At 67.5% G+C, this 19,830-nt stretch carries 19 protein-coding genes; 7 read left to right on the plus strand and 12 right to left on the minus strand.

The features are described 5' to 3' along the window. Positions 1 to 86: 86 nt before the first annotated feature. From WFK61_RS04685 to pobA, 6 genes are all read right to left on the minus strand, one after another. The gene (locus tag WFK61_RS04685) at positions 87 to 803 is read right to left on the minus strand and encodes an ABC transporter ATP-binding protein (protein ID WP_336810365.1); all 717 of its coding nucleotides are present in this window, start codon (positions 801 to 803) and stop codon (positions 87 to 89) included. Next, the gene (locus WFK61_RS04690) at positions 790 to 1,548 is read right to left on the minus strand and encodes an ABC transporter ATP-binding protein (protein ID WP_336810366.1); all 759 of its coding nucleotides are present in this window, start codon (positions 1,546 to 1,548) and stop codon (positions 790 to 792) included. The genes WFK61_RS04685 and WFK61_RS04690 overlap by 14 nt, the downstream gene beginning before the upstream one ends. Continuing rightward, complete coding sequence (locus tag WFK61_RS04695; protein WP_336810367.1) at positions 1,545 to 2,552, minus strand: branched-chain amino acid ABC transporter permease; 1,008 nt, start codon at positions 2,550 to 2,552, stop codon at positions 1,545 to 1,547. Before WFK61_RS04695 ends, WFK61_RS04690 begins: the two co-directional genes overlap by 4 nt. A gap of 1 nt (position 2,553) precedes the next feature. Beyond that, positions 2,554 to 3,417, minus strand: a complete 864-nt coding sequence (locus tag WFK61_RS04700; RefSeq protein WP_336810495.1) for a branched-chain amino acid ABC transporter permease — start codon at positions 3,415 to 3,417, stop codon at positions 2,554 to 2,556. A gap of 173 nt (positions 3,418 to 3,590) precedes the next feature. Beyond that, positions 3,591 to 4,784 (minus strand): ABC transporter substrate-binding protein, encoded by a 1,194-nt coding sequence (locus WFK61_RS04705; RefSeq protein ID WP_336810368.1) that lies wholly within the window; start codon positions 4,782 to 4,784, stop codon positions 3,591 to 3,593. 139 nt (positions 4,785 to 4,923) lie between these two features. Then, positions 4,924 to 6,096, minus strand: a complete 1,173-nt coding sequence (gene pobA / locus WFK61_RS04710) for a 4-hydroxybenzoate 3-monooxygenase (protein ID WP_336810369.1) — start codon at positions 6,094 to 6,096, stop codon at positions 4,924 to 4,926. A gap of 131 nt (positions 6,097 to 6,227) precedes the next feature. Between pobA and WFK61_RS04715 the strand changes: the two genes are divergently transcribed. After that, a complete protein-coding gene (locus WFK61_RS04715) occupies positions 6,228 to 7,103 on the plus strand; it encodes a helix-turn-helix domain-containing protein (protein WP_336810370.1) in 876 nt (291 codons plus the stop codon). Between the two features lie 6 nt (positions 7,104 to 7,109). On the opposite strand, the gene pcaDC is transcribed toward WFK61_RS04715, so the two are convergent. The 5 genes from pcaDC to WFK61_RS04740 all read right to left on the minus strand — a co-directional run bounded on the left by pcaDC (position 7,110) and on the right by WFK61_RS04740 (position 11,428). Further along, complete coding sequence (pcaDC, locus tag WFK61_RS04720; RefSeq protein ID WP_336810371.1) at positions 7,110 to 8,291, minus strand: bifunctional 3-oxoadipate enol-lactonase/4-carboxymuconolactone decarboxylase PcaDC; 1,182 nt, start codon at positions 8,289 to 8,291, stop codon at positions 7,110 to 7,112. Between the two features lie 11 nt (positions 8,292 to 8,302). After that, positions 8,303 to 9,400, minus strand: a complete 1,098-nt coding sequence (locus WFK61_RS04725) for a lyase family protein (protein ID WP_336810372.1) — start codon at positions 9,398 to 9,400, stop codon at positions 8,303 to 8,305. A 38-nt stretch (positions 9,401 to 9,438) separates the two neighbouring features. Beyond that, the gene (locus WFK61_RS04730; RefSeq protein ID WP_336810373.1) at positions 9,439 to 10,101 is read right to left on the minus strand and encodes a 3-oxoacid CoA-transferase subunit B; all 663 of its coding nucleotides are present in this window, start codon (positions 10,099 to 10,101) and stop codon (positions 9,439 to 9,441) included. Next, the gene (locus WFK61_RS04735; protein ID WP_336810374.1) at positions 10,101 to 10,811 is read right to left on the minus strand and encodes a CoA transferase subunit A; all 711 of its coding nucleotides are present in this window, start codon (positions 10,809 to 10,811) and stop codon (positions 10,101 to 10,103) included. The genes WFK61_RS04730 and WFK61_RS04735 overlap by 1 nt, the downstream gene beginning before the upstream one ends. A 182-nt stretch (positions 10,812 to 10,993) precedes the next feature. Beyond that, on the minus strand, positions 10,994 to 11,428 hold the full coding sequence (locus tag WFK61_RS04740; protein ID WP_336810496.1) for a PACE efflux transporter: 435 nt from the start codon (positions 11,426 to 11,428) through the stop codon (positions 10,994 to 10,996). 94 nt (positions 11,429 to 11,522) lie between these two features. Between WFK61_RS04740 and WFK61_RS04745 the strand changes: the two genes are divergently transcribed. The 5 genes from WFK61_RS04745 (at position 11,523) to WFK61_RS04765 (ending at position 17,187) form a co-directional block, all read left to right on the plus strand. Further along, entirely contained in the window at positions 11,523 to 12,410 is an 888-nt protein-coding gene (locus WFK61_RS04745; RefSeq protein ID WP_336810375.1) for a LysR family transcriptional regulator, read from the plus strand. 247 nt (positions 12,411 to 12,657) lie between these two features. Continuing rightward, on the plus strand, positions 12,658 to 14,223 hold the full coding sequence (locus tag WFK61_RS04750; RefSeq protein WP_336810376.1) for an ABC transporter substrate-binding protein: 1,566 nt from the start codon (positions 12,658 to 12,660) through the stop codon (positions 14,221 to 14,223). Between the two features lie 101 nt (positions 14,224 to 14,324). Then, on the plus strand, positions 14,325 to 15,266 hold the full coding sequence (locus WFK61_RS04755; protein WP_336810377.1) for an ABC transporter permease: 942 nt from the start codon (positions 14,325 to 14,327) through the stop codon (positions 15,264 to 15,266). A gap of 10 nt (positions 15,267 to 15,276) precedes the next feature. Beyond that, positions 15,277 to 16,122 (plus strand): ABC transporter permease, encoded by an 846-nt coding sequence (locus WFK61_RS04760; protein ID WP_336810378.1) that lies wholly within the window; start codon positions 15,277 to 15,279, stop codon positions 16,120 to 16,122. Between the two features lie 78 nt (positions 16,123 to 16,200). Continuing rightward, positions 16,201 to 17,187 carry a MurR/RpiR family transcriptional regulator gene (locus WFK61_RS04765; protein ID WP_336810379.1) on the plus strand — a complete coding sequence of 329 codons (987 nt, stop codon included), beginning with the start codon at positions 16,201 to 16,203 and terminating at the stop codon, positions 17,185 to 17,187. A 13-nt stretch (positions 17,188 to 17,200) separates the two neighbouring features. Here the strand turns inward: WFK61_RS04765 and WFK61_RS04770 are convergent, their stop codons facing one another. Next, positions 17,201 to 18,073, minus strand: a complete 873-nt coding sequence (locus WFK61_RS04770; protein ID WP_336810380.1) for a MurR/RpiR family transcriptional regulator — start codon at positions 18,071 to 18,073, stop codon at positions 17,201 to 17,203. A gap of 96 nt (positions 18,074 to 18,169) precedes the next feature. Between WFK61_RS04770 and WFK61_RS04775 the strand changes: the two genes are divergently transcribed. Beyond that, entirely contained in the window at positions 18,170 to 19,783 is a 1,614-nt protein-coding gene (locus WFK61_RS04775; RefSeq protein WP_336810381.1) for an ABC transporter substrate-binding protein, read from the plus strand. Positions 19,784 to 19,830: the final 47 nt, after the last annotated feature.

Raw genomic sequence — 19,830 nt, forward strand, 5'->3', positions numbered from 1 at the left:
AGCGCTTCCGGCCGGAGTTCAGGCATGGATCCCGGCTCTGCGCTTCGCTCCGGCCGGGATGACCCGCGTTTCCAAGTGCGGCAGATTCAGTGCAGTCCGCCGACGCCGATATAGCGTTCGAGCACCGCGGCATCGGCCCGCAGCGCGTCGGGCTTGCCGGACCAGACGATCCGGCCGCGTTCGAGGATGATGACGTCGTCGGCGAAGGCGAGTGCGCTTTCCAATCGCTGCTCGACGAAGAGGATGGTCATCGCGCCGCTGGCGGCGAGCCGGCCGAAAGCCTCCATCAGCATGTCGCAGATGACTGGTGCCAGGCCCTCCAACGGCTCGTCGAGCAGCAGCACGGAGGGTTGGCCGAGGATGGTGCGAGCCGTCGCCAGCATCTGCTGCTCGCCGCCGGAGAGCTGGGAGCCGAGATTGCGGCGGCGCTCGCCCAGACGGGGAAAGAGCGCATAGGCTTCCTCGATCGCGCTGCGCGGCCGGCCTTTCAGCCCCGCGAAGAGGTTCTCCTCCACCGTCAGCCCTTTGAAGATTTCGCGGGTCTGCGGGACGAGGCCGATACCGCCATGGGCGCGGGCCGCCGTGCCGAGCGCGATGACGTCCTGCCCGCCAAGACTGATGCTGCCGGCATAGCGACGGGTCAGGCCCATCAGGCTCGCCATCAGCGTGGTCTTGCCCATGCCGTTGCGACCGAGGATGGAGAGGCGCCCGCCGGCCGGGACCGCGAAGGAGACATCCTCCAGCACATGGGTCTGGCCGTAGCCGGCGCTCAGATTGCGGACGTCGAGCTCAGCTGCCGGCATGGGCATAGCTCCCGAGATAGGCTTCGCGGACCTTGGGGTCCTTGGCGACCTCGGCCGGCAGGCCCTGGAAGATCAGCTCGCCTGCCGCCAGCACCACGACCCGCTTCGCGAAGCGGAAGACGAGGTCCATGTCGTGCTCGATCATCAGAACGGCCAGCGAGGCAGGCAAGCGGGCCAAGGCTTCCTCGATACGTGGCGTATCGCTGGAGGGCACGCCGGCAGCGGGTTCATCGAGCAGCAGCACCTTGGGGCGCTGCGCCAGCGCGATCGCGATTTCCAGCAGGCGCTGCTGGCCATAGGCGATGGTCGCGACCTTACGGCGCGCGACCTCGGTCAGGCCGAGCGTGGCAAGGATTTCGGCCGCTTCGTCACGTGCTTCGGAGTCGCCATGAAAGCGGGCGAAGATGCGCGTCGCCCGGCCGAGCCGCTGCAGGATGGTCATCACGACATGCTCTTCCGGCGTCATGTCCGGGAAGAGGCGCGTGACCTGGAAGGTGCGGACGAGGCCGCGGCGCACGCGCTTGACGGCGCCGAGTGCGGTGATGTCCTCGCCCGCGAGATGGACGGTCCCTGCGCTGGGCGGGATGCGGCCGGTGACGAGATTGACGAAGGTGGTCTTGCCGGCGCCGTTCGGGCCGATCAGGGCGAGGCGCTCGCCCTCGTTCATCGCAAGCGAGATGTCGCGGCTGACCTTGAGGCCGCCAAACTCCTTTGAGAGATGCGAGACTTCGAAGACCGCACTCATCGGCCGGCCCCCCAGCGATCGCGGGTCAGCAGCCGGGCGAGTTCGTCGAGCGTGCCGGAGAGGCCGCGCGGGGCGAAGAGCACGATGGCGATCAGCACGGCGCCGACCAGCGTCATCCAGTGGAACGGGTTGATCGCGGCGACGATGTGCTCAAGCGCCATGAAGATCACCGTGCCGATCAGCGCCCCATAGAGATGGCCGATGCCGCCGAGCACCAGCATGACCAGCGCATTGGCCGAAATCTCGAAGCTCACGCTGTCGAGTCCGACGACCTGCGTCGCGATGGCCGCGAGCGCGCCGCCCATGCCGGCCACGCTACCGGAGATGACGAACATCTTGAGCAGGACCGGGAAGGCGTAGATGCCGAGCGCGCTGATCCTGAGCGGGTCCTCCTTCAGCCCGCGGCAGACCATGCCGAAGGGGGAACGGGTGACGAAACGCAGAACGGCGAAGACGATGAGGAGTAGGCCGAGGCCGAAGAGATAGGCGCTGCGGCCCCAGAGATCGAACGCGAACAGGCCGAAGAGCGGGGCCGGGCTCATGCCGGAGAGGCCGTCGCTGCCGCCGGTGATCGAAGACGCCTTGTTGGCGCCCTCGTGCAGCAGCTGGACGATCGCGATCGAGAGCACGAGCTGCGGCAGGCCATGGGCCCGCAGCATCACCGCGCCCATCAGGAGCCCCATGATCGCGCCGGCTGCCGCACCGATCAGGATCAGCAGGACTGGGTCCGTGACACCGTGGACGCAGGCGATGCCGGCGGCATAGGCGCCCGCGCCATAAAGCGCGCCCTGGCCGAGCGAGGCGACGCCGCAATAGCCGACGATCAGGTCGAGCGAGAGCACGAGCAGCGCGACCGAGATCACGCGGGTCAGGAAGGCGAGGTTGTCGGGAAAGAGCCAGTAGCCGGCGAGGCCGACCAGCGCGATCAGGGCGAGGCCGAGAAGATCGCGGCCGAGCGTGCGGCCGGCGGCTGGGGTCGCGGGCATGGTCGTTGCGCTCGCCATGCTACTGAGCCCGCCCCATCAGGCCGCGCGGGAAGGCGCAGACCACCAGGATCACCGCGAGGTAGAAGAAGAAATTGCCGAAATCCGGCACGAGATAGCGGCCGGTGACGTCGATGGCGCCGAGCAGCAGGCAGGCGGCGAGCGCGCCTGGAATCGAGCCCGCGCCGCCGACCGAGACGACGACGAGGAAGGTCACCATGTAGCGCAGCGCGTAATAGGGCTCGATCGGCAGGAACTCGGCCCCGACCACGCCGCCGAAGGCCGCGAGCCCGATCGCCAGCGCGAAGCTTGCGGCATAGATGATCTCGGTGCGGATGCCGAGCGTGCGCGCCATCGGCGCGTTCTCGACGGCGGCGCGCAGATTGATGCCGAAGCCGGTGCGCTCGATCAGAAACCACAGGCCGCCGGCGACGACGAGGCCGCTCGCGATGACGAAGAGCCGGTGGCCGGCGATGCTGCGGAAGCCGAGATCGACCGAGCGGGCCAATTCCGCCGGCAAGGGAATGGTCTTCAGCGTCGGGCCGAAGAAATAGTTGGTGATGCCGATCACGCAGAAGGTGATGCCAATCGTCATCAGCACCTGCGAGAGTTCGCTGCGGTCGTAGATACGGCGATAGAGCAGCCGCTCCAGTGGCACGGCAATGAGGACCGTGCCGATCATGGCCAGAACGATGCCGAAGCCGTAGCCGAGGCCGAGGTCGCGCGCCGCATAGGAGGCGATGTAGCCGCCGATCATGGCGAAGGCGCCATGAGCGAGGTTCACCACCCGCATTAGGCCCATGGTCAGCGACAGGCCGATGCAGATGATGAACAGCGCCATGCCATAAGCCAGCGCGTCCATGGCGATGCTCAGCGCGGTCTGCATGCTGCGGGCCTTCTGCTGCTCAGGCGTGTCGTATGCGGAGGGAACCACCACCGTCATTCCGGACAAGCGGCGAAGCCGCGTCGATCCGGAATCCATCGAAGGGCGTTACGCTCTATGATGGATTCCGGGGCAAGCCCGGAATGACGGCGTGTTTCCGGGGGGAAACGATGCCGTTACTTCGTCAGGCCGGAATCCTTCTGCTCCGGCACGCTGGCGATCTCCTTGTTGATCCAGCGGCCCTGCGCATCCTTCGCGACTTCGCGCAGATAGATCGTCTGCGTGATGTGGCGGGTCTCGGGATCGATCTTGACCGGGCCGCGCGGGCTTTCCCAACCCAACCCCTTCACCGCCTCGACGGCCTTCTCGGCGTCCTGCTTGCCGGCGGTGGCCGCGATCATCTTCGAGATCACGAATAGGCCGTCATAGGCGCCAACGGCCGGGAAGGAGACGAGATCGGGCGCGCCGATCGCCTTTTCGGCGGCGGCGATGAAGCGCTTGTTGATCTCGGAATCATGCGAAACCGCGTAGTGGAACGAGGTGATCAGGCCGGCGGCCGCCTCGCCCAGGGCCGGCAGGTCCGATTCCTGGGTCAGGTCGCCTGGCGCGAAGAGCTTGACGCCCGCCTTCTTCAGGCCGGTATCGCTGAAGGCCTTGACGAAGCCGAGCGTCGGCGGGCCCGACGGCAGGAAGGCGAAGACGCCCTCGGCTCCGGCATCGCGGATGCGCTGCATGATCGGGCTGAACTCGGTGGTGTTGAGCGGAATGCGGATGGCTTCCTTGACCTCGCCGCCGGCCGCCTCGATCGCCTTCTTGAAAGCGCCCTCGGCATCGACGCCCGGGCCGTAATCGCTGACGATCGAGACGAATTTCTTGACGCCGCGCTCCACCGCCGCCTTGCCGAGCGGCGTCGTGGTCTGGGACAGGGTGAAGGAAGTGCGCACCACCAGCGGCGACGAATTCATGATCGCCGAGGTCGCGGCGTTGAAGATCACCAGCGGGACATTGCCCTGCTTCAGGAGCGGGGTGATCGCCATCGCGTCCGGGGTGAAATAGACGCCGCCGAGATACTGCACCTTGTCGCGCACGATCAGCTCCTGCGCCAGCGCGCGGGCCTGCTGCGGATTGGCCGTCGGCAGGTCGCGATAGACCAGCTCGATATCGTGACCGGCGACGGTCTTGCCGTTCTGGGCCAGCCAGGCTTCGGCACCGGCCTGGAAGTTCTTGCCCTGCAGGGCGAAGGGGCCGGAAAACGGCCCGATGATGCCGATCTTGATCGTGTCAGCCATGGCGGAGGCACCGAGCGCGAGCGCTCCGGCCAGCGCCAGCGCTCCGGCCGGCAGCAACCTGTTCAGGAAACCCTTGGTCATTCCATCTCCTCCCGATCCTGCCTGCGATCCCGCAAATGCCTTGCGTGGGTCGAAGCTCTAGCTGCTCGGGCCGGTCGCCGCCATGGCGCCGTGCCTCTTGTTGTCACCAACGCAATTTTCTGCCGCGAGGGCAATGCCCTCAATAGGGCAAGCCGACATAGTTCTCGGCGACGGCGGTCGCCGCCGCGCGGGAATGGACGAGATAGTCGAACTCCGCCTGCTGGATGCGCTGGTCGAAACCGTCGCGCTCCGGGAAGCGATGCAGCAGGTTGGTCATCCACCAGGAGAAGCGCTCGGCCTTCCAGACGCGGGCGAGCGCGCGGGCGGAATAGCCGTCGAGCCCGGCATTCGAGCCGTCGCGATAGTGCTCGCGGAAGGCGTCGAAGAGATAGCGGATGTCGCTGGCGGCGAGGTTCAAGCCTTTGGCGCCGGTCGGCGGCACGATATGGGCGGCATCGCCCGCGAGGAAGAGCCGGCCGAAGCGCATCGGCTCGGCGACGAAGGAGCGCAGCGGCGCGATGCTCTTCTCCAGCGAAAAACCGGTCTGCACGGCCTCGGCGACCTCCGCCGGCAGGCGGCGGCGCAATTCGTCGAAGAAGGCGTCGTCGGACCAGTTCCCGGCCTTTTCCTCCAGCGGGACCTGGACATAGTAGCGGCTGCGCTCGGCCGAGCGCATCGAGCAAAGCGCGAAGCCGCGCTCGTGATTGGCATAGACCAGCTCATGGGCCGCCGGCGGCTTGTCGACCAGCAGGCCGAGCCAGCCGAAGGGGTAGACGCGCTCGAAGGTCTGCAGCGATCTCGCCGGGACGGAGGCACGCGAGACGCCGTGATAGCCGTCGCAGCCGGCGATGAAATCGCAATGCAGCTCCTGCTCCAGCCCGTTCGCCCGGAAGGTCACGCGCGGTGCGGCGCCGTCGAAATCATGCAGCGCGACGTCCTCGGCCCCGTAGATCGTCGGGCGACCGAGGGCCTGGCGAGCCTCGATCAGGTCGCGCGTCACTTCGGTCTGGCCGTAGACGGTGACCGTCCTGCCGCCGCTCAGGTCTCTCAGATCGAGGCGATGGAGCGCGCCGCCGAAAGCGAGCGAGAAGCCGTCATGGACGAGGCCCTCGTGATCGAGCCGCACGCCGACGTCGGCTTCGTGCAGGAGATCGACCATGCCCTGCTCGAGCACACCGGCACGGATGCGCGACAGCACATAGTCGGCGCTGCGCCGTTCGAGGATGACGTTGTCGATGCCGGCGCGCGACAGGAGCTGCCCGAGCAGCAGTCCCGCGGGCCCGGCGCCGATGATGGCGACCTGCGTCCGCATTGTTCTTCTTTGCCTCCCGCGGCTCCACGGTTTGCACCGTTCGATCCGCGGGTCGATGCTAACGCGCTCGCTGCCGTTGACGGAATGGAGGATTCGCGCATTGTCTTGGACAAATCGATCGTGAGCGCGACATGCCCGGCAGCAGCGTCCCCGCCTACTGGCTCTATGGCGAACGCCTGACGGAGCGCTTTCCTGACGCGCTGCACATCGAACCGATCGTGGCGCGCAGCTCCCTGCATGGCTGGACCATCCAGCCGCATATGCATCACGATCTCTTCCAGTTCTTCCTGGTCACGGCGGGGGGAGGGCGCACGCGCGTGGATGGGCGCGAGCACGCCCTGTCGCCGGGCTCGGTGCTGCTGCTGCCGCCCTCGACGATCCATGAATTCGCCTTCCTCGACGATACCGACGGCTTCGTCGCCAGCGCGGCCGCGACCTCCTTGAAGCGCCTCTTCGCCAGCGAACCGGAGGCGCGCGCGCTGCTCGGCAGCGCGGCGGTGCTGCATGTGCCGGCGGGAGGGGGGCAATATGCCGGGCTCGATGCCACGCTTCGGCTGGCGATGAGCGAATTCGCCGCCAACCGGCCGGCGCGGGAATTCTCGCTCGGCGCCTATGCCGACCTGATCGCGGCCTGGTTCGTGCGGGCGATGCGTGGGGCGCGGGCGGTCGCGGAGCCGGCGCGGGATGCACGGGCCGAACTCGTGCGCCGCTTCGTCGAGCAGGTCGAGACGCGCTTCCAGCATCATGACGCGTTGACGGATTATGCGCGCACGCTCGGCACCTCGGTGCCGCATCTCTCACGCTCCTGCCGGGAGCTGCTCGGCCGCTCCGCCGCGCGGGTGATCCAGGACCGATTGATGATCGAGGCGCGGCGCGACCTCGTCTACACGTCGATGTCGATCTCGCGGATATCGTTCCGGCTGGGTTTTGCCGATCCCGCCTATTTCTCGCGCTTCTTCGCCAAGCGGGCAGGCGTGTCGCCCTCGGATTACCGGGCGAAGGCCTGAGGCGGCTTAGCCGGCTGCCTCGATCTCCTTCATCACCGCGGCGGCTTCGGCAAAGGCGGTGTTGCCGGCGGGGACGCCGGCATAGATCGCCGTCTGCATCAGCACTTCCTTGAGATCGTCCTGCGTGAAGCCGCCGCGGGTCAGGCCGGCGCGGACATGCAGGCGGAACTCCTCCCAGCGGCCGAGGCTCGCGGTGATCGCCAGCACGAGCAGGCGACGCGTGCGGTCGTCGAGGCCGGGCCGGCTCCAGATCTCCTGCCAGGCGATGCGGGTGATCATCGCCTGGAATTCGGCGTTGAACGGCGTGCGATTGGCGAGCGAACGGTCGACCCAGGCATCGCCGAGCACGCGGCGCCGGTTCTTGAGGCCGGCTTCGAACAGGGCCTCCGCCGCGTCCTGCGTATCCGGGCCGGGTGCGAGGAAGGAGCGCAAGGCGCCGGCCAGCGCCGCGGGGGCTTCGAGCGGGGCGAGGTGGCCGCAATCGAGCCGTTCCAGCGCGGCGCCGGGGATGGCAGCGACGATGTTCTCGCCATGGCCGACGAAGGGGGTCGAGGCGTCGCGCTCGCCGACGACGACCAGCGTCGGGCAGGCGAGGGCGGGGATGCGGCCGATCAGTTCCATGTCGCGGATCGCGGCGCCGGCCCCGGCATAGCCCTCGCCGGCCATGGCGATGAGGCTCCGGCGGACGCTCTCGGCCACGGCCGGTTGCCCTGCGGTGAAGGCCGGCGACAGGAAACGCTGCATGGCAAGGTCGGCGATTGCGGCCGTGCCGCCGGCGCGGACTTTTGTGATCCGGTCCTGCCACGCCGCCTTGTCCATGGTGGCTGAGGTGCAGATCAGCGCCAGCGCCGAAACACGCTCCGGCCGGGAGAGAGCGAGTTCCATCGCGATCATGCCGCCGAGCGAGACGCCGGCCACGGCCGCCTGCGCGATGCCGGCCGCGTCCATGACGGCGGCGACATCGCCTGCCAGCATGGTGAGGGTGTAGTCGCCATCCGGTGCGTCGGAGGCGCCGTGACCGCGCGTGTCGAGACGCAGCACGCGGAAGGCCCCGAGCAGGGCCGGCATGGCCGCGTCCCACAAGCCGAGATCGGTGCCGATCGAGTTGAGCAGGACGAGCGCCGGCTTGTCGTCGGTACCCTCGAGCTTCCAGTAGATGCGGGCGCCGTTGCTCGCTGCGAAGGGCATGGTTGCGTTCCTCAGTCGTGCTGGGCGAGCAGAGCGGCAACCAGGGCTGCGCTCTCGCCGATATCGTTGCCGAGCCCGGCTGCTGCGAGATTGCGGGCGATGGCGGCCTCGTCGATCTCCAGCCCTTCCGCGACCGTCGCCATGGCATCGGCCGCGCCGGCCGCAAGCAGGAACAGCTCGGCCAGCGCCGGGCCTTCCGCCTGCCAGCCGCCGAGGCCGCGCTCCTGCTCCGCAGGAAGGCCGGCGAGGATGCCGGCGACAAGGCCCGGTGCGCGCAGGCTGGCGGAGAGCGCGACCTGGCAGCCCGTGGGGTTGCGCTTATGGGCCATGGCGGAGGAACCGCCGCGGCCGGGAATGGCGGGCTCGCGGGCCTCGGCGATGCCGTTCTGGGCCAGAAGCGAGACGTCGCGCGCCATCTTGCCGAGCGTGCCGATGGCGATGGCGATCGCTGTCGCGATGCCGGCGATGCCGCCGCGGCGCGCATGCCAGGGCGGTGCGTCGGGGAGGCCAAGCGCGGCGGCAAGGCGGGCGGAGACGGCAGCGGCCTTGCCGTCGAGGCCGGCACGGGAGCCGGCCGCGCCGCCGAATTGCAGGGCGGCTCCCGCCTCGACTTCATGGCGCAGGCGGGTTGTTGCTTCCGCGATGCCGGCCTGCCAATGCGCGATGCGCAGGCCAAACCCGATTGGGAGAGCGTCTTGCAGCAGCGTGCGGCCGATCGCCGGTGTCGCAGCATGGCGCCGGGCGAGGGCAGCGAGCGCCGTCGTGATGCGGGTCAGGTCCGCGTCGAGCAGGCCGCTCGCGGCGCGGATCTGGCAGACCAGGATGGTGTCGGCGACATCCTGGCTGGTGGCGCCCTTGTGCAGGGCTTTTGCGGCGTCACCGCTCAGGGCGGCACGCAGACGCGCCACCAGCGGGATCGCCAGCGTGCCGGCGAGCGCCGCTTCCTCCGCCAGTTCGGCGGGGTCGATCGTGATCGAAGCGCAGAGCGCGGCGATGGTCTCGGCCGCTTCCGTGCCGATCAGGCTCTCGGCCGCCTCGGCGCGGGCCAGCTCCGCCTCGAAGGCGAGGGCATGGCGCAACGTGGCCGCGTCCGAGAACGCGGCCAGCATGGCTGGGGTCGTCGCCGGCCTTGCGCGAAGGAAGCCGCTCACGCGGCCTTTGCGAGGCTTGGCGCAACAGTGAAGGCGGCCTCTGTCTTGGCCTTGACCTCGTCGAGGCTGACGCCGGGGGCAAGCTCGACCAGGGTCAAGCCGCCGCCATTGGCCTTGTCGCAGGTCATCACGCAGAGATCGGTGATGATCATGTCGACCACGCCCGCGCCGGTCAGCGGCAGCGAGCAGCGCTCCAGCACCTTGGATTCGCCGGCCTTGTTGGCGTGATCCATCACGACGATGACCTTCTTGACGCCGGCGACGAGATCCATCGCGCCGCCCATGCCCTTCACCATCTTGCCGGGGATGGTCCAGTTGGCGATGTCGCCATTGGCCGCCACTTCCATGGCGCCGAGGATGGTCAGGTCGATATGGCCGCCGCGGATCATCGCGAAGGAATCGGCTGAGGAGAAGAAGCTCGAGCTCGGCAGCACCGTGATCGTCTGCTTGCCGGCATTGATCAGGTCGGGATCGGCCTCGCCCTCATAAGGGAAGGGGCCGATGCCGAGCAGGCCGTTCTCGGACTGCAAGGTGACGTCGACGCCCTCGGGGATGTAGTTCGCCACGAGCGTCGGGATGCCGATGCCGAGATTGACGTAGAAGCCGTCCTTGAGCTCCTTGGCCGCGCGCGCGGCGACCTCTTCGCGGGTCCAGGCCATCAGGCTGCCTCCCTCTTGCGCTCGGTCAGCTTCTCGATGCGCTTCTCGTTGATCGTGCTCTTGATGACGCGGTCGACATAGATGCCGGGCGTATGGATGCCTTCCGGATCGAGCGAGCCGACCGGGACGATCTCCTCGACCTCGGCGACGGTCACCTTGCCGGCGGTCGCCATGTTCGGATTGAAGTTCCGCGCGGTCTTCCGATAGACGAGATTGCCGGCGGTATCGGCCTTCCAGGCCTTGACGATGGCGACATCGGCGCGCAGCCAGGTCTCGCGGACATAGAGCTGTCCCTCGAACTCCTCGACCGGCTTGCCCTCGGCGACGACGGTGCCGACGCCGGTCTTGGTGTAGAAGGCCGGGATGCCGGCGCCGCCGGCGCGGATGCGCTCGGCCAGCGTGCCCTGCGGGTTCAGTTCCAGCTCCAGCTCGCCGGCGAGGTACTGCTGCTCGAACAGCTTGTTCTCGCCGACATAGGACGCGATCATCTTCCTGATCTGGCGGCTCTGCAGCAGCATCCACAGGCCGAAGCCGTCGGCGCCGGCATTGTTCGAGATCACGGTGATGTTCTTCACTCCGGAATCGCGGATCTGCGGGATCAGGCTCTCCGGGTTGCCCGACAGGCCGAAGCCGCCCGACATGATCGTCATTCCGTCGAAGAGCAGCCCCTCCAGCGCAGCCGCCGGGCCGTCATAGATCTTGCCTGTCATCGTTCCTCCCAGGGCGCGGCCTCCTGCCGCGACATGCATTCGCGCCGGGACGGGCAGGCCGCCCCGGAGGCTCCGGGCGATCAGAATACGATCGCCCGCGAATGTCCATGGCTGCCGTAGCATAGATCGCCGGCAGGCTGGGAGGGCCTAAGCGCTGCGGCCGCGTCAGGCCGGCGTAAGGCTCAGGCGACGGCCAAGCGCGGCTGCACCGGGACGGGGAAGACCCGGTCATAGGCCAGATTGAAGAGGAAGGCGTAGACCACGTAGAAAACCACGATGGCGAGGTCCATCACGAATGTCTCCCACAGGCCCATGCCGAGATACCAGGCCATCGGCGGCAGCAGCAGGACCAGCAATCCGCCTTCGAACAGCAGCGCATGCAGCACGCGCAGCTGCAGGCTCTTGCGGGTATGGCCGGCGAAGCGAAGCATCGCGTGGTCGAAGCCGAGATTGTAGACGAAGTTCCAGAGCGTCGCGACGGTGGCCGAGCCGACGCCGATCACGCCCATATGCGTCGCCGGCAGATTGAAGAGCATGGCGCCGCCGGGGATCACCAGCGCCAGCCCGATGATCTCGAACATCATCGTGTGGCGAACCCGATCGGGGAAGGAGCGCATGGACATCTAAAACACCTGTCGTTCTCGTTGACGCGGTGCCTTCTATCGCCAATTCTTGCAATCTCAAGTTAGGCTATATCTGGATATCAGATAGATGAATCTCTCCTTCGAGCAACTGGAGGCCTTCGTCGCGGCGGCCGAGCATGGCTCCTTCTCGGCGGCGGGGCGGGCGCTGCGCAAGGCGCAGTCGGCGGTGAGCACGCAGGTCGCCAATCTGGAGGAGGATCTCGGCGTCGCGTTGTTCAGCCGGGCCGGGCGCAATCCCGTGCTGACGGCGGCGGGCGAGCGCCTGCTGCGCGAGGCGAAGGTCATCCTGGACCGTCGCGCGCATCTGATCGGTGTTGCCAGCAGTTTCGAGAGCCTTGTCGAGACGCGGCTCGTCGTCGCCATCGACGAGCTTTATCCCGAGCATCTGTTGGGCGCACTTTTCGCCGATTTCGCGCGGCATTTCCCGCATGTCGAACTGGAATTGCTGTTTCCGCTGATGGAGGATGTCAGCCAGCTCGTCCTGGCCGGGCAGGCCGATATCGGCGTGATGTGGCGTCAGGAGGCGCTGCCGCCAGAACTCGGCTTCCAGACGGTTGGCTGGGTGCCGATCAAGCTCGTCTGCGGCAAGGGCCATCCGCTCGCCGGTACGCGCGTCGACTGGGAGGAGCTGAAGCGTCATCGCCAGATCCTCGTGGCGGCGCGCGGAGACGGGCCGGAGAAGCAGCGCCTGCGCGTCGCGGCCGAGGTCTGGTGGGTCGAGAGTCACTGGGTGATCCTGCAACTGGTCAAGCAGGGCATCGGCTGGGCCTTCGTCTCCAGCTATGTCATCGCGAACTCGCCGGTGACCGCCGATCTCGTCACGCCCGATCTCCAGTTCGACGATTTCGACCTGCCCGTGGCGCTGGAGATGGTCTGGCACAAGCAGCGCCCCTGTGGGCCGGCGGCGCGCTGGCTGCGCGAGCGCTTTGCCGCGGCGCGCATCGGAGCGGCCTGAGAGATCCGGTCAGGCCGGGAAGCCCCATCCCCAGTGCGGTGACTCCCCGTTCAGCTGCTCAAAATCAGGAATTAAATTACATTGTCAGCCTCAATACCCCGGAGTGATTGCCGGGCGAGGCAGGATTAATCCGCGCTTGCAAAGGGTTTGTCGACGAAATCCGATTGCCTTTCATCCTCCGCTGAGGTAAGTGATGCGTAATAAAATTTCATAACGCCGCAAATAGCGGCTTCTACGGGGAGTGATCATGCAGAACGATGTCCTGTCTCGTGCCGGCCTGACGCGCCGTGGCCTCGGCGGCCTTGCCGCCGGCCTCGCGGCCTCGACGATGCTGGCGCCTGCGGGTGCCCTGGCGCAGGGCGCTACGAGCGCGAACCTCGCCATGGTCGGCGAGCCGCAGTCGCTCGATCCGATGGCTTCGACCGCCGATCTCGTCGGCACGATCATGCAGCATGTCTACGAGCCGCTGTTCACCTTCGACGCCAACTGGGCGATCCAGCCGATGCTGGCGTCGGCCCAGCCGACCGTCTCGGCCGACGGCAAGACCTATGCGATCGAACTGCGCAAGGGCGTGAAACTCCATAACGGCCGCGAGCTCGATGCCGAGGACGTGGTCGCTTCGCTGAAGCGCTGGCTGGAGATGACGCCGCGCGGCAAGGGGCTGGCCAAGAGCGTCGCCAGCCTGGCCGCCAAGGGCCCGTCGAGCGTCGAGATCGTGCTCAGCAAGGTCGAGCCGGCGCTGCTGGCGCATCTCGCCCTGCCGTCCGGCTTCGCTGCGATCATGGCGAAGGAATCGATCGCCAATCCGCTCACCGAATTCGTCGGCACCGGCCCCTACAAGTTCCGCGAGCGCAGGCCCGACCAGTTCGTCGTCCTCGTCAAGCATGATACCTACGCCTCGCGCAGCGAGCCGGCCTCCGGCTATGCCGGCAAGCGCGAAGCCAAGATCGACGAATTGCGCTTCATTCCCGTGCCGAACGCCAATACCCGCGTCGAGGGCGTGATCGCCGGCCAGTACCAGTTCTCCGACCAGCTGCCGGTCGAGGCCTTCAAGAAGCTGTCCGGCGCCAGCGCTGCCCGTGCCGTGCTGACCATGCCCTTCGGCTTCCCTTATTTCCCGACCAACACCAAGCAGGGGCCGATGGCCGATGTGAAGGTCCGCCAGGCCTTCCAGATGGCGCTCGACCTCGAAGAGGTGCTGATGGCGGGCTTCGGCGACCCGAAATTCTTCGCGCTGGCGCCCGAGCATTTCCCGAAGGGCTCGCCTTTCTTCTCGGAGGCCGGCAAGGACAAGTACAGCAAGGCCGATGCCGCCGGCGCCAAGAAGCTGCTCGCCGAGGCCAAGTATGACGGCACGCCGATCCGTATCCTGAATTCCAAGCAGTACGACTTCCATCACCGCATGGCGCTGGTCATGGCCGAGCAGATGAAGGCGGCCGGCTTCAAGGTGCAGCTCGACGTCGTCGACTGGGCAACGCTGATCCAGCGCCGCGGCGATGCCGCGCTCTGGGATATCTACATCACCCATTCGGCCTTCCTGCCGGAGCCGATGCTCTCCCCGCCGCAGCTCGGCGAAGGTGCGCCCGGCTGGTGGTCGAGCCCGGCCAAGGAAGCCGCGCTCACCGCCTTCAACGCCGAGCCCGATCCGGCCAAGCGCGGCGCGCTCTGGGCCAAGGTCCAGCAGGTCGTCTATGACGAAGTGCCCTATATCCGCGCCGGCAATTTCGCCGCGCTCTCCGGCGCCTCGGCCAAGATGAAGGATTTCGCGGCGATGCCGTGGCCGTCCTTCTGGAACGTCGAACTGGGCAAGTGATCCGGCTGGTCATCGACCGAGCTGACTGATCCCCGGCGCGGCCATGGCCGCGCCGTTTATTCATCCCGAAACGCCTGCCTCCAGCCAACGGAGCGTATCCGATGCTCGTGCATCTCGGACGCCGGTTCGCCGGCCTGCTGCTCGTGCTTTTCATCGTCGCCGCACTGGTCTTCTTCCTGACGCGGCTGGCCCCCGGCGACCCCGCGGCGCTGATGCTCGGCGACCAGGCGACAGCCGAGGACATCGCCAAGCTGCGCGCCGCCTATGGGCTCGACAAGCCGCTGGTGGTGCAGTTCGTGCTCTGGCTGAAGGAGGTCGCGAGCGGCAATCTCGGCCATTCGATCTTCCTGCAACGGCCGGTGACGCAGGCCCTGCTCGAGCGCGCCGAGCCGACCTTCTTTCTGGCGATGTTCTCGCTCGCCATTGCGGCCGCGATCGGCGTGCCGGCCGGCATCGCCTCGGCGGTCTGGCGCGGGCGCCCGGTCGACCAGGCGGTCAGCGGGCTGGCGATGCTCGCGGCGAATATTCCGAGCTTCTGGCTCGGACTGATCTTCATCCAGCTCTTCGCGGTCAAGCTCGGCTGGTTCCCGGTCGCGGGATACGGCTCGCCGGAGGCCAGCCTCGCCGAGCGGCTCCAGCACCTGCTCCTGCCCTCGGCCGTGCTCGGCGTGGTCAATTCGGCGCTGATCACGCGCTTCACCCGCGCCAGCATGCTCGACATCCTCAGCGCCGATTTCCTGCGCACCGCGCGGGCGAAAGGCCTGTCCGAGCGGCGCGTGCTGCTGGAACATGCCTTCCGCAACATCCTCGTGCCGGTTATCACCGTGCTCGGCCTGACGCTGGCGCTGCTGATCGGCGGCGCGATCGTCACCGAGACCGTGTTCGGGCTGCCGGGCGTCGGCAATCTCGTGGTCTCGGCGGTGCTGCGGCGCGACTATCCGGTGATCCAGGGCGCGCTGCTCGCGGTCGCCGCGATCTATGTCCTGATCAATCTCCTCATCGACCTGATCTACACGCTGGTCGATCCGCGCGTCCGTTACTGAGGGGGCGACGATGAACTCACCTGTCCTCGCCTTCTGCCGTGCCCTGTTCCGGCGCAAGCTGGTGCTCGTCGCGACGCTCGTGCTCCTGATCGCCTTCGTGCTCGCCGTGTTCGCGCCCTGGCTCTCGCCTTTCGACCCCGGCGCGATGCGCGTGGTCAGGCGCCTGCGCCCGCCGAGCGAGGTCAACTGGTTCGGCACCGACGAGCTCGGCCGCGACATCTTCTCGCGTGTCGTCTGGGGCGCGCGCGCCTCGCTCGGTATCGGCTTCTCGGTCGTCGTGATCTCGATCACGCTGGGGGCGGCGCTCGGATTGCTCGCCGGCTATTTCAAGCGGCTCGACGGCCCGATCATGCGGCTGGTCGATGCGCTGATGTCGCTGCCGGACATCCTGCTGGCGATCTTCCTCGTCGCGGTGCTCGGCGCCTCGGCCGGTAATGTCGTACTGGCCCTGTCGATCGTCTACACGCCACGCGTCGTCCGCGTCATCCGCGCCTCGACGCTGGTGGTGCGCGAGATGCCCTTCGTGGAATCCGCCCGCTCGATCGGCGCCTCGACCGCGCGCATCCTGTCGATCCATCTCCTGCCCAACATCGCCTCGCCGGTGCTGGTGCAGGCCACCTTCATCTTCGCTTATGCGGTGCTGGCCGAGGCCGGGCTGTCCTTCCTCGGCGCGGGCGTGCCGCCGGAGGTGCCGACCTGGGGCACGATGATCGCGTCGGGCCAGCAATTCGCGGATGACGCCTTCTGGCTCGTCGCCTTTCCGGGGCTGGCCATCGTGTTCGTCGCCCTGTCCTTGCAGATTGTCGGTGATGGCTTGCGCGACATGCTGGACCCGCGGCTCAGAAAGGCGCTGTGATGGCCCGCCGGCCGGCACAACATGCGCAGGTCGGCCCTGGCCGGCCTGCTTGATCGTCTCCAACCGAAGGCTTGCGGCATGACGCGCGGATCCGAAGCCACCGACATCAACGGCCGGATTGCCGGGTCCGAGGATACCGTCGGCGCGTCCGACATCCTCAGCGCGATCCGGGCCGGGCTCGAGACGATGTCCGAGAGCCAGCGGCGCGTCGGGCGATTGATCCTCGACGACCCCGACTGGGCGGTGAAGGCCAATGTCGAGGATATCGCGGCTAGGGCCGGCGTCAGCGCGCCGACCATCGTCCGCTTCGCCCGAGCGGCGGGCTGCGAGGGCCTCAAGGACCTCAAGCTGAAGCTCGCCGGCGCATTGGCGCTGGGCGCGCCGTTCCTGCACCGCTCGGTGCATGTCGGCGAGACCGCCAACGATGTCGTGCGCAACGTTACCGGCAGCGTCACCACGGTCATCGCCGAATGGCAGCGCCGGCTCGACCCGGGCGAGCTCGACCGCGCGGCGGCGGCGATCAAGCGGGCGCGCCGGATCGATTGCCTGGGCACCGGCGCGACCTCGCATTTCCTGGCGCAGGACCTGCAGGCGCGTCTGTTCCGCCTCGGGCTGACCGCGAATGCCTTCTCGGACGCGCATTTCCAGCTCGTCGCCGCGGCGACGCTGACCTCCGCCGATGTGCTGGTCGCAATTTCCTTCGTCGGGCGGATGCCGGCGCTCTTGCGCGCCGTCGAGGTCGGGCGGGAGCGCGGCGCGACCGTGATCGTGCTGACGCAGACCGGCACGCCGCTGGCGGAGCTCGGCCATATCGTGCTGCCGATCGACGTGCCGCGCGACACGACCATGCTGGTCGGCACCGATGCCTATGTCGTGCAGCTCATCGCGATCGAGGTGCTGATGATCCTCGTCGGCCTGCGGCAGGGCCCGGGGCTGATCGCGCGGATGAACGATCTCCAGCACGTCCTCAACACCTATGGCGTCGATCGCGAGGACCCGTCCGTGCTGCATGCCGGCTGGCGGCAGATGCTGGAACCTGCGGACGCCACGCCCGACGCCGAATGATCCTGTTCGTTGGCTACTGGTGGAAGGTCCAGAGCAGGCTTTCGCTGAGCTCCTTGAGCGCCTCGACCGCATCCGGCCGTTCGCGCGCGACGGCGGCGATGAGCGCATCCGCCAGCGCGAAGACCGCTGTCGGCGAGTTCGGCAGCAAGCGGCTGCGGGCCGGGGCGAAGAGCGTGACATCGGCGACGGGGGCGAGCGGCGAGGTCGGGCTGTCGGTCAGGGCGAGCAGCGAGGCGCCGCGCTTCTTGGCGAAACTCGCGAGGTCCAGCGTGGCGCGGGAATAGCGCGGCACGGAGATCGCGACGACGAGGTCATCCGGCCGTGCCGACATCATGTGCCGGATGGCGCGCTCCGGGCCGGTGCGCGATGACGCGAAGATCACATCGGCATCGAGATAGAGCGCAAGCCCGTCCTCCAGGAAGGAGGCGACATGGTGGCTCGCCCCGGAGGCGGCGATGAAGACGCGCGGTGCCTTCAGCAATAATTCGACGGCCTTCGTCACGGAGGCCTCGTCGAGCCCGTCGCGGGAGGCCTGGAGATTGGCGTTCTGGTCGGCGAGCGCGGCGGTGAAGGTCGCGAAGATCGAGCCGGCGGCGGAGCGAGCACCGGCGAAGCTGTCGACCGGGTCATGGGCGAATTTCAGGGCGGCGGAAAGCCCGCTGCGGAACTCGCCATAGCTGCCATAGCCGAGCGCCCGGACGAAGCGCGTGACCGTCGCGTTGGAGGTGCCGCTGCCCTCGGCCAGGCCCTCGATCGTCATGGTCGCGACGTCGAGCGGATGCTGCAGGACGAAGTCGGCGGCGCGGCGGTGGCCGTTGCTCAGCGACGGATAGATCTGGGCGATCCGATTGGAGAGATCCGTCGTCGGCTTCAGGCCCTGTGACATGCGCGGCTACCCGATTGACGTTCGAAAATTTTCATGTTTGCTACTAGACGAAAATAAAACTGTCAAAAACGGTCTCAACCGGGAGCGGACCTGATCATGCGTAAACCCCTATTCCTCGCGGCTTTCGCGGCCGCCTGCCTCGCCGGCACGGCTGTCTCGGCGCAGACCTTGCGCATCGCCCTGGCTTCGGAGCCGACGGCGGTCGATCCACATTACCATGACCTCACCCCGAACAACGCGCTGGCCCAGCACATCTTCGACTCGCTGGTGCGGCAGGACGAGCAGCAGAAGCTGCACCCCAGCCTCGCGACCTCGTGGGAGAATGACGGCAAGAACCGCTGGACCTTCAAGCTGCGCGACGGCGTGAAGTTCACCAATGGCAAGCCCTTCACGGCCGAGGATGTGGTCTTCACCTTCTGCCGCACGCTGAAGAACGAGACCAAGGTCTCCGATTCCTTCGCCGACGTGACCGGCAATTTCGCCTCGGTCGAAATGCCGGACGCGCAGACGCTGGTGATCAACACGAAGGAGCCCGAGCCGCTCCTGCCGAACCTGCTGTCGTCGCTCCCCATTCTCTCGGCATCGATCGCCGAGCACGGCCCGATCAGCTACGACATCGCCAAGAACTGCGGCGTCACCGGCCCGTGGCCGACCGTGACCGGCTTCAACGACGGCACGCTCGCCATCGGCACCGGTCCTTACAAGCTCAAGTCCTATGTGCGCGGCTCGGCGATCGAGCTCGAGCGCAACCCGACCTACTGGGGCAAGGCCGAGCCCTGGGCGACCGTTCGCCTGCTGCCCGTGACCAATGCCGGTCCGCGCCTCGCCGGCCTGCTCGCCGGCGACTATGACGTGATCGAGAACCCGGCGGCGCGCGATCTCGGCCGCATCAAGGACGACAAGCGCTTCGGCCATGTCATCACGCCCTCGACCCGCGTGGTCTATTTCCAGCTCGACGTCGCCCGCGACCAGAGCCCCTTCGTCAAGGCGGAGGACGGCAAGAATCCGCTGAAGGACCTGCGCGTCCGCAAGGCGATGTCGCTCGCCATCGACCGCGACGCCATCGTCAAGCGCCTCATGGACGGTGCGGCGGAGCCGGCCTACCAGTACCTGCCGACCGGCATGTTCGGCACGCGGGCGAACCCGCCGAAGCTGGCCTATGATCCGGCGCAGGCGAAGAAGCTCCTGGCCGAAGCCGGTTATCCCAAGGGCTTCCAGGTCACGCTCTCGACCACCAACGACCGCTACATCAACGACAGCCAGATCACCCAGGCCGTCGCGCAGTACCTGACCCAGGTCGGCATCAAGGCCGAGGTCGACGCGATGACCCGCGCGATCTACTTCCCGCGCCGCGCCAAGAAGGAATTCTCGGTGGCGATCGGCGGCTGGGGCTCCGGCACCGGCGAGGCTGCGTCGTTCCTGCGCCAGTGGCCGCCGACCCCGAATGAGGCCAAGACCCTCGGCGGCTCGAACTATGGCGGCTACAAGAACGACCAGTTCGACAAGATCATCCGCGAGGCCGTGACCACCCTCGACGACAACAAGCGCGCGTCGCTGCTGCAGGAAGCCGGCAAGATCGTCATCGACGACTACGCCTTCATCCCGCTGCACTTCGAGAGCGGCATCTGGGCCTTCAAGTCCGATCTCGACGTCAAGGGCCGCGCCGACCAGTTCATGCTGGCGATGTCGGTGAAGCCGAAAGCCAAGTAAGCCGCCGGCACCAAGCCAAAAACAAGCCGGGCCGCCCTTCGAAAGGC

This window comes from Allobosea sp. MMO-172 (assembly GCF_037147855.1).
Taxonomy (GTDB): Bacteria; Pseudomonadota; Alphaproteobacteria; order Rhizobiales; family Beijerinckiaceae; genus Allobosea.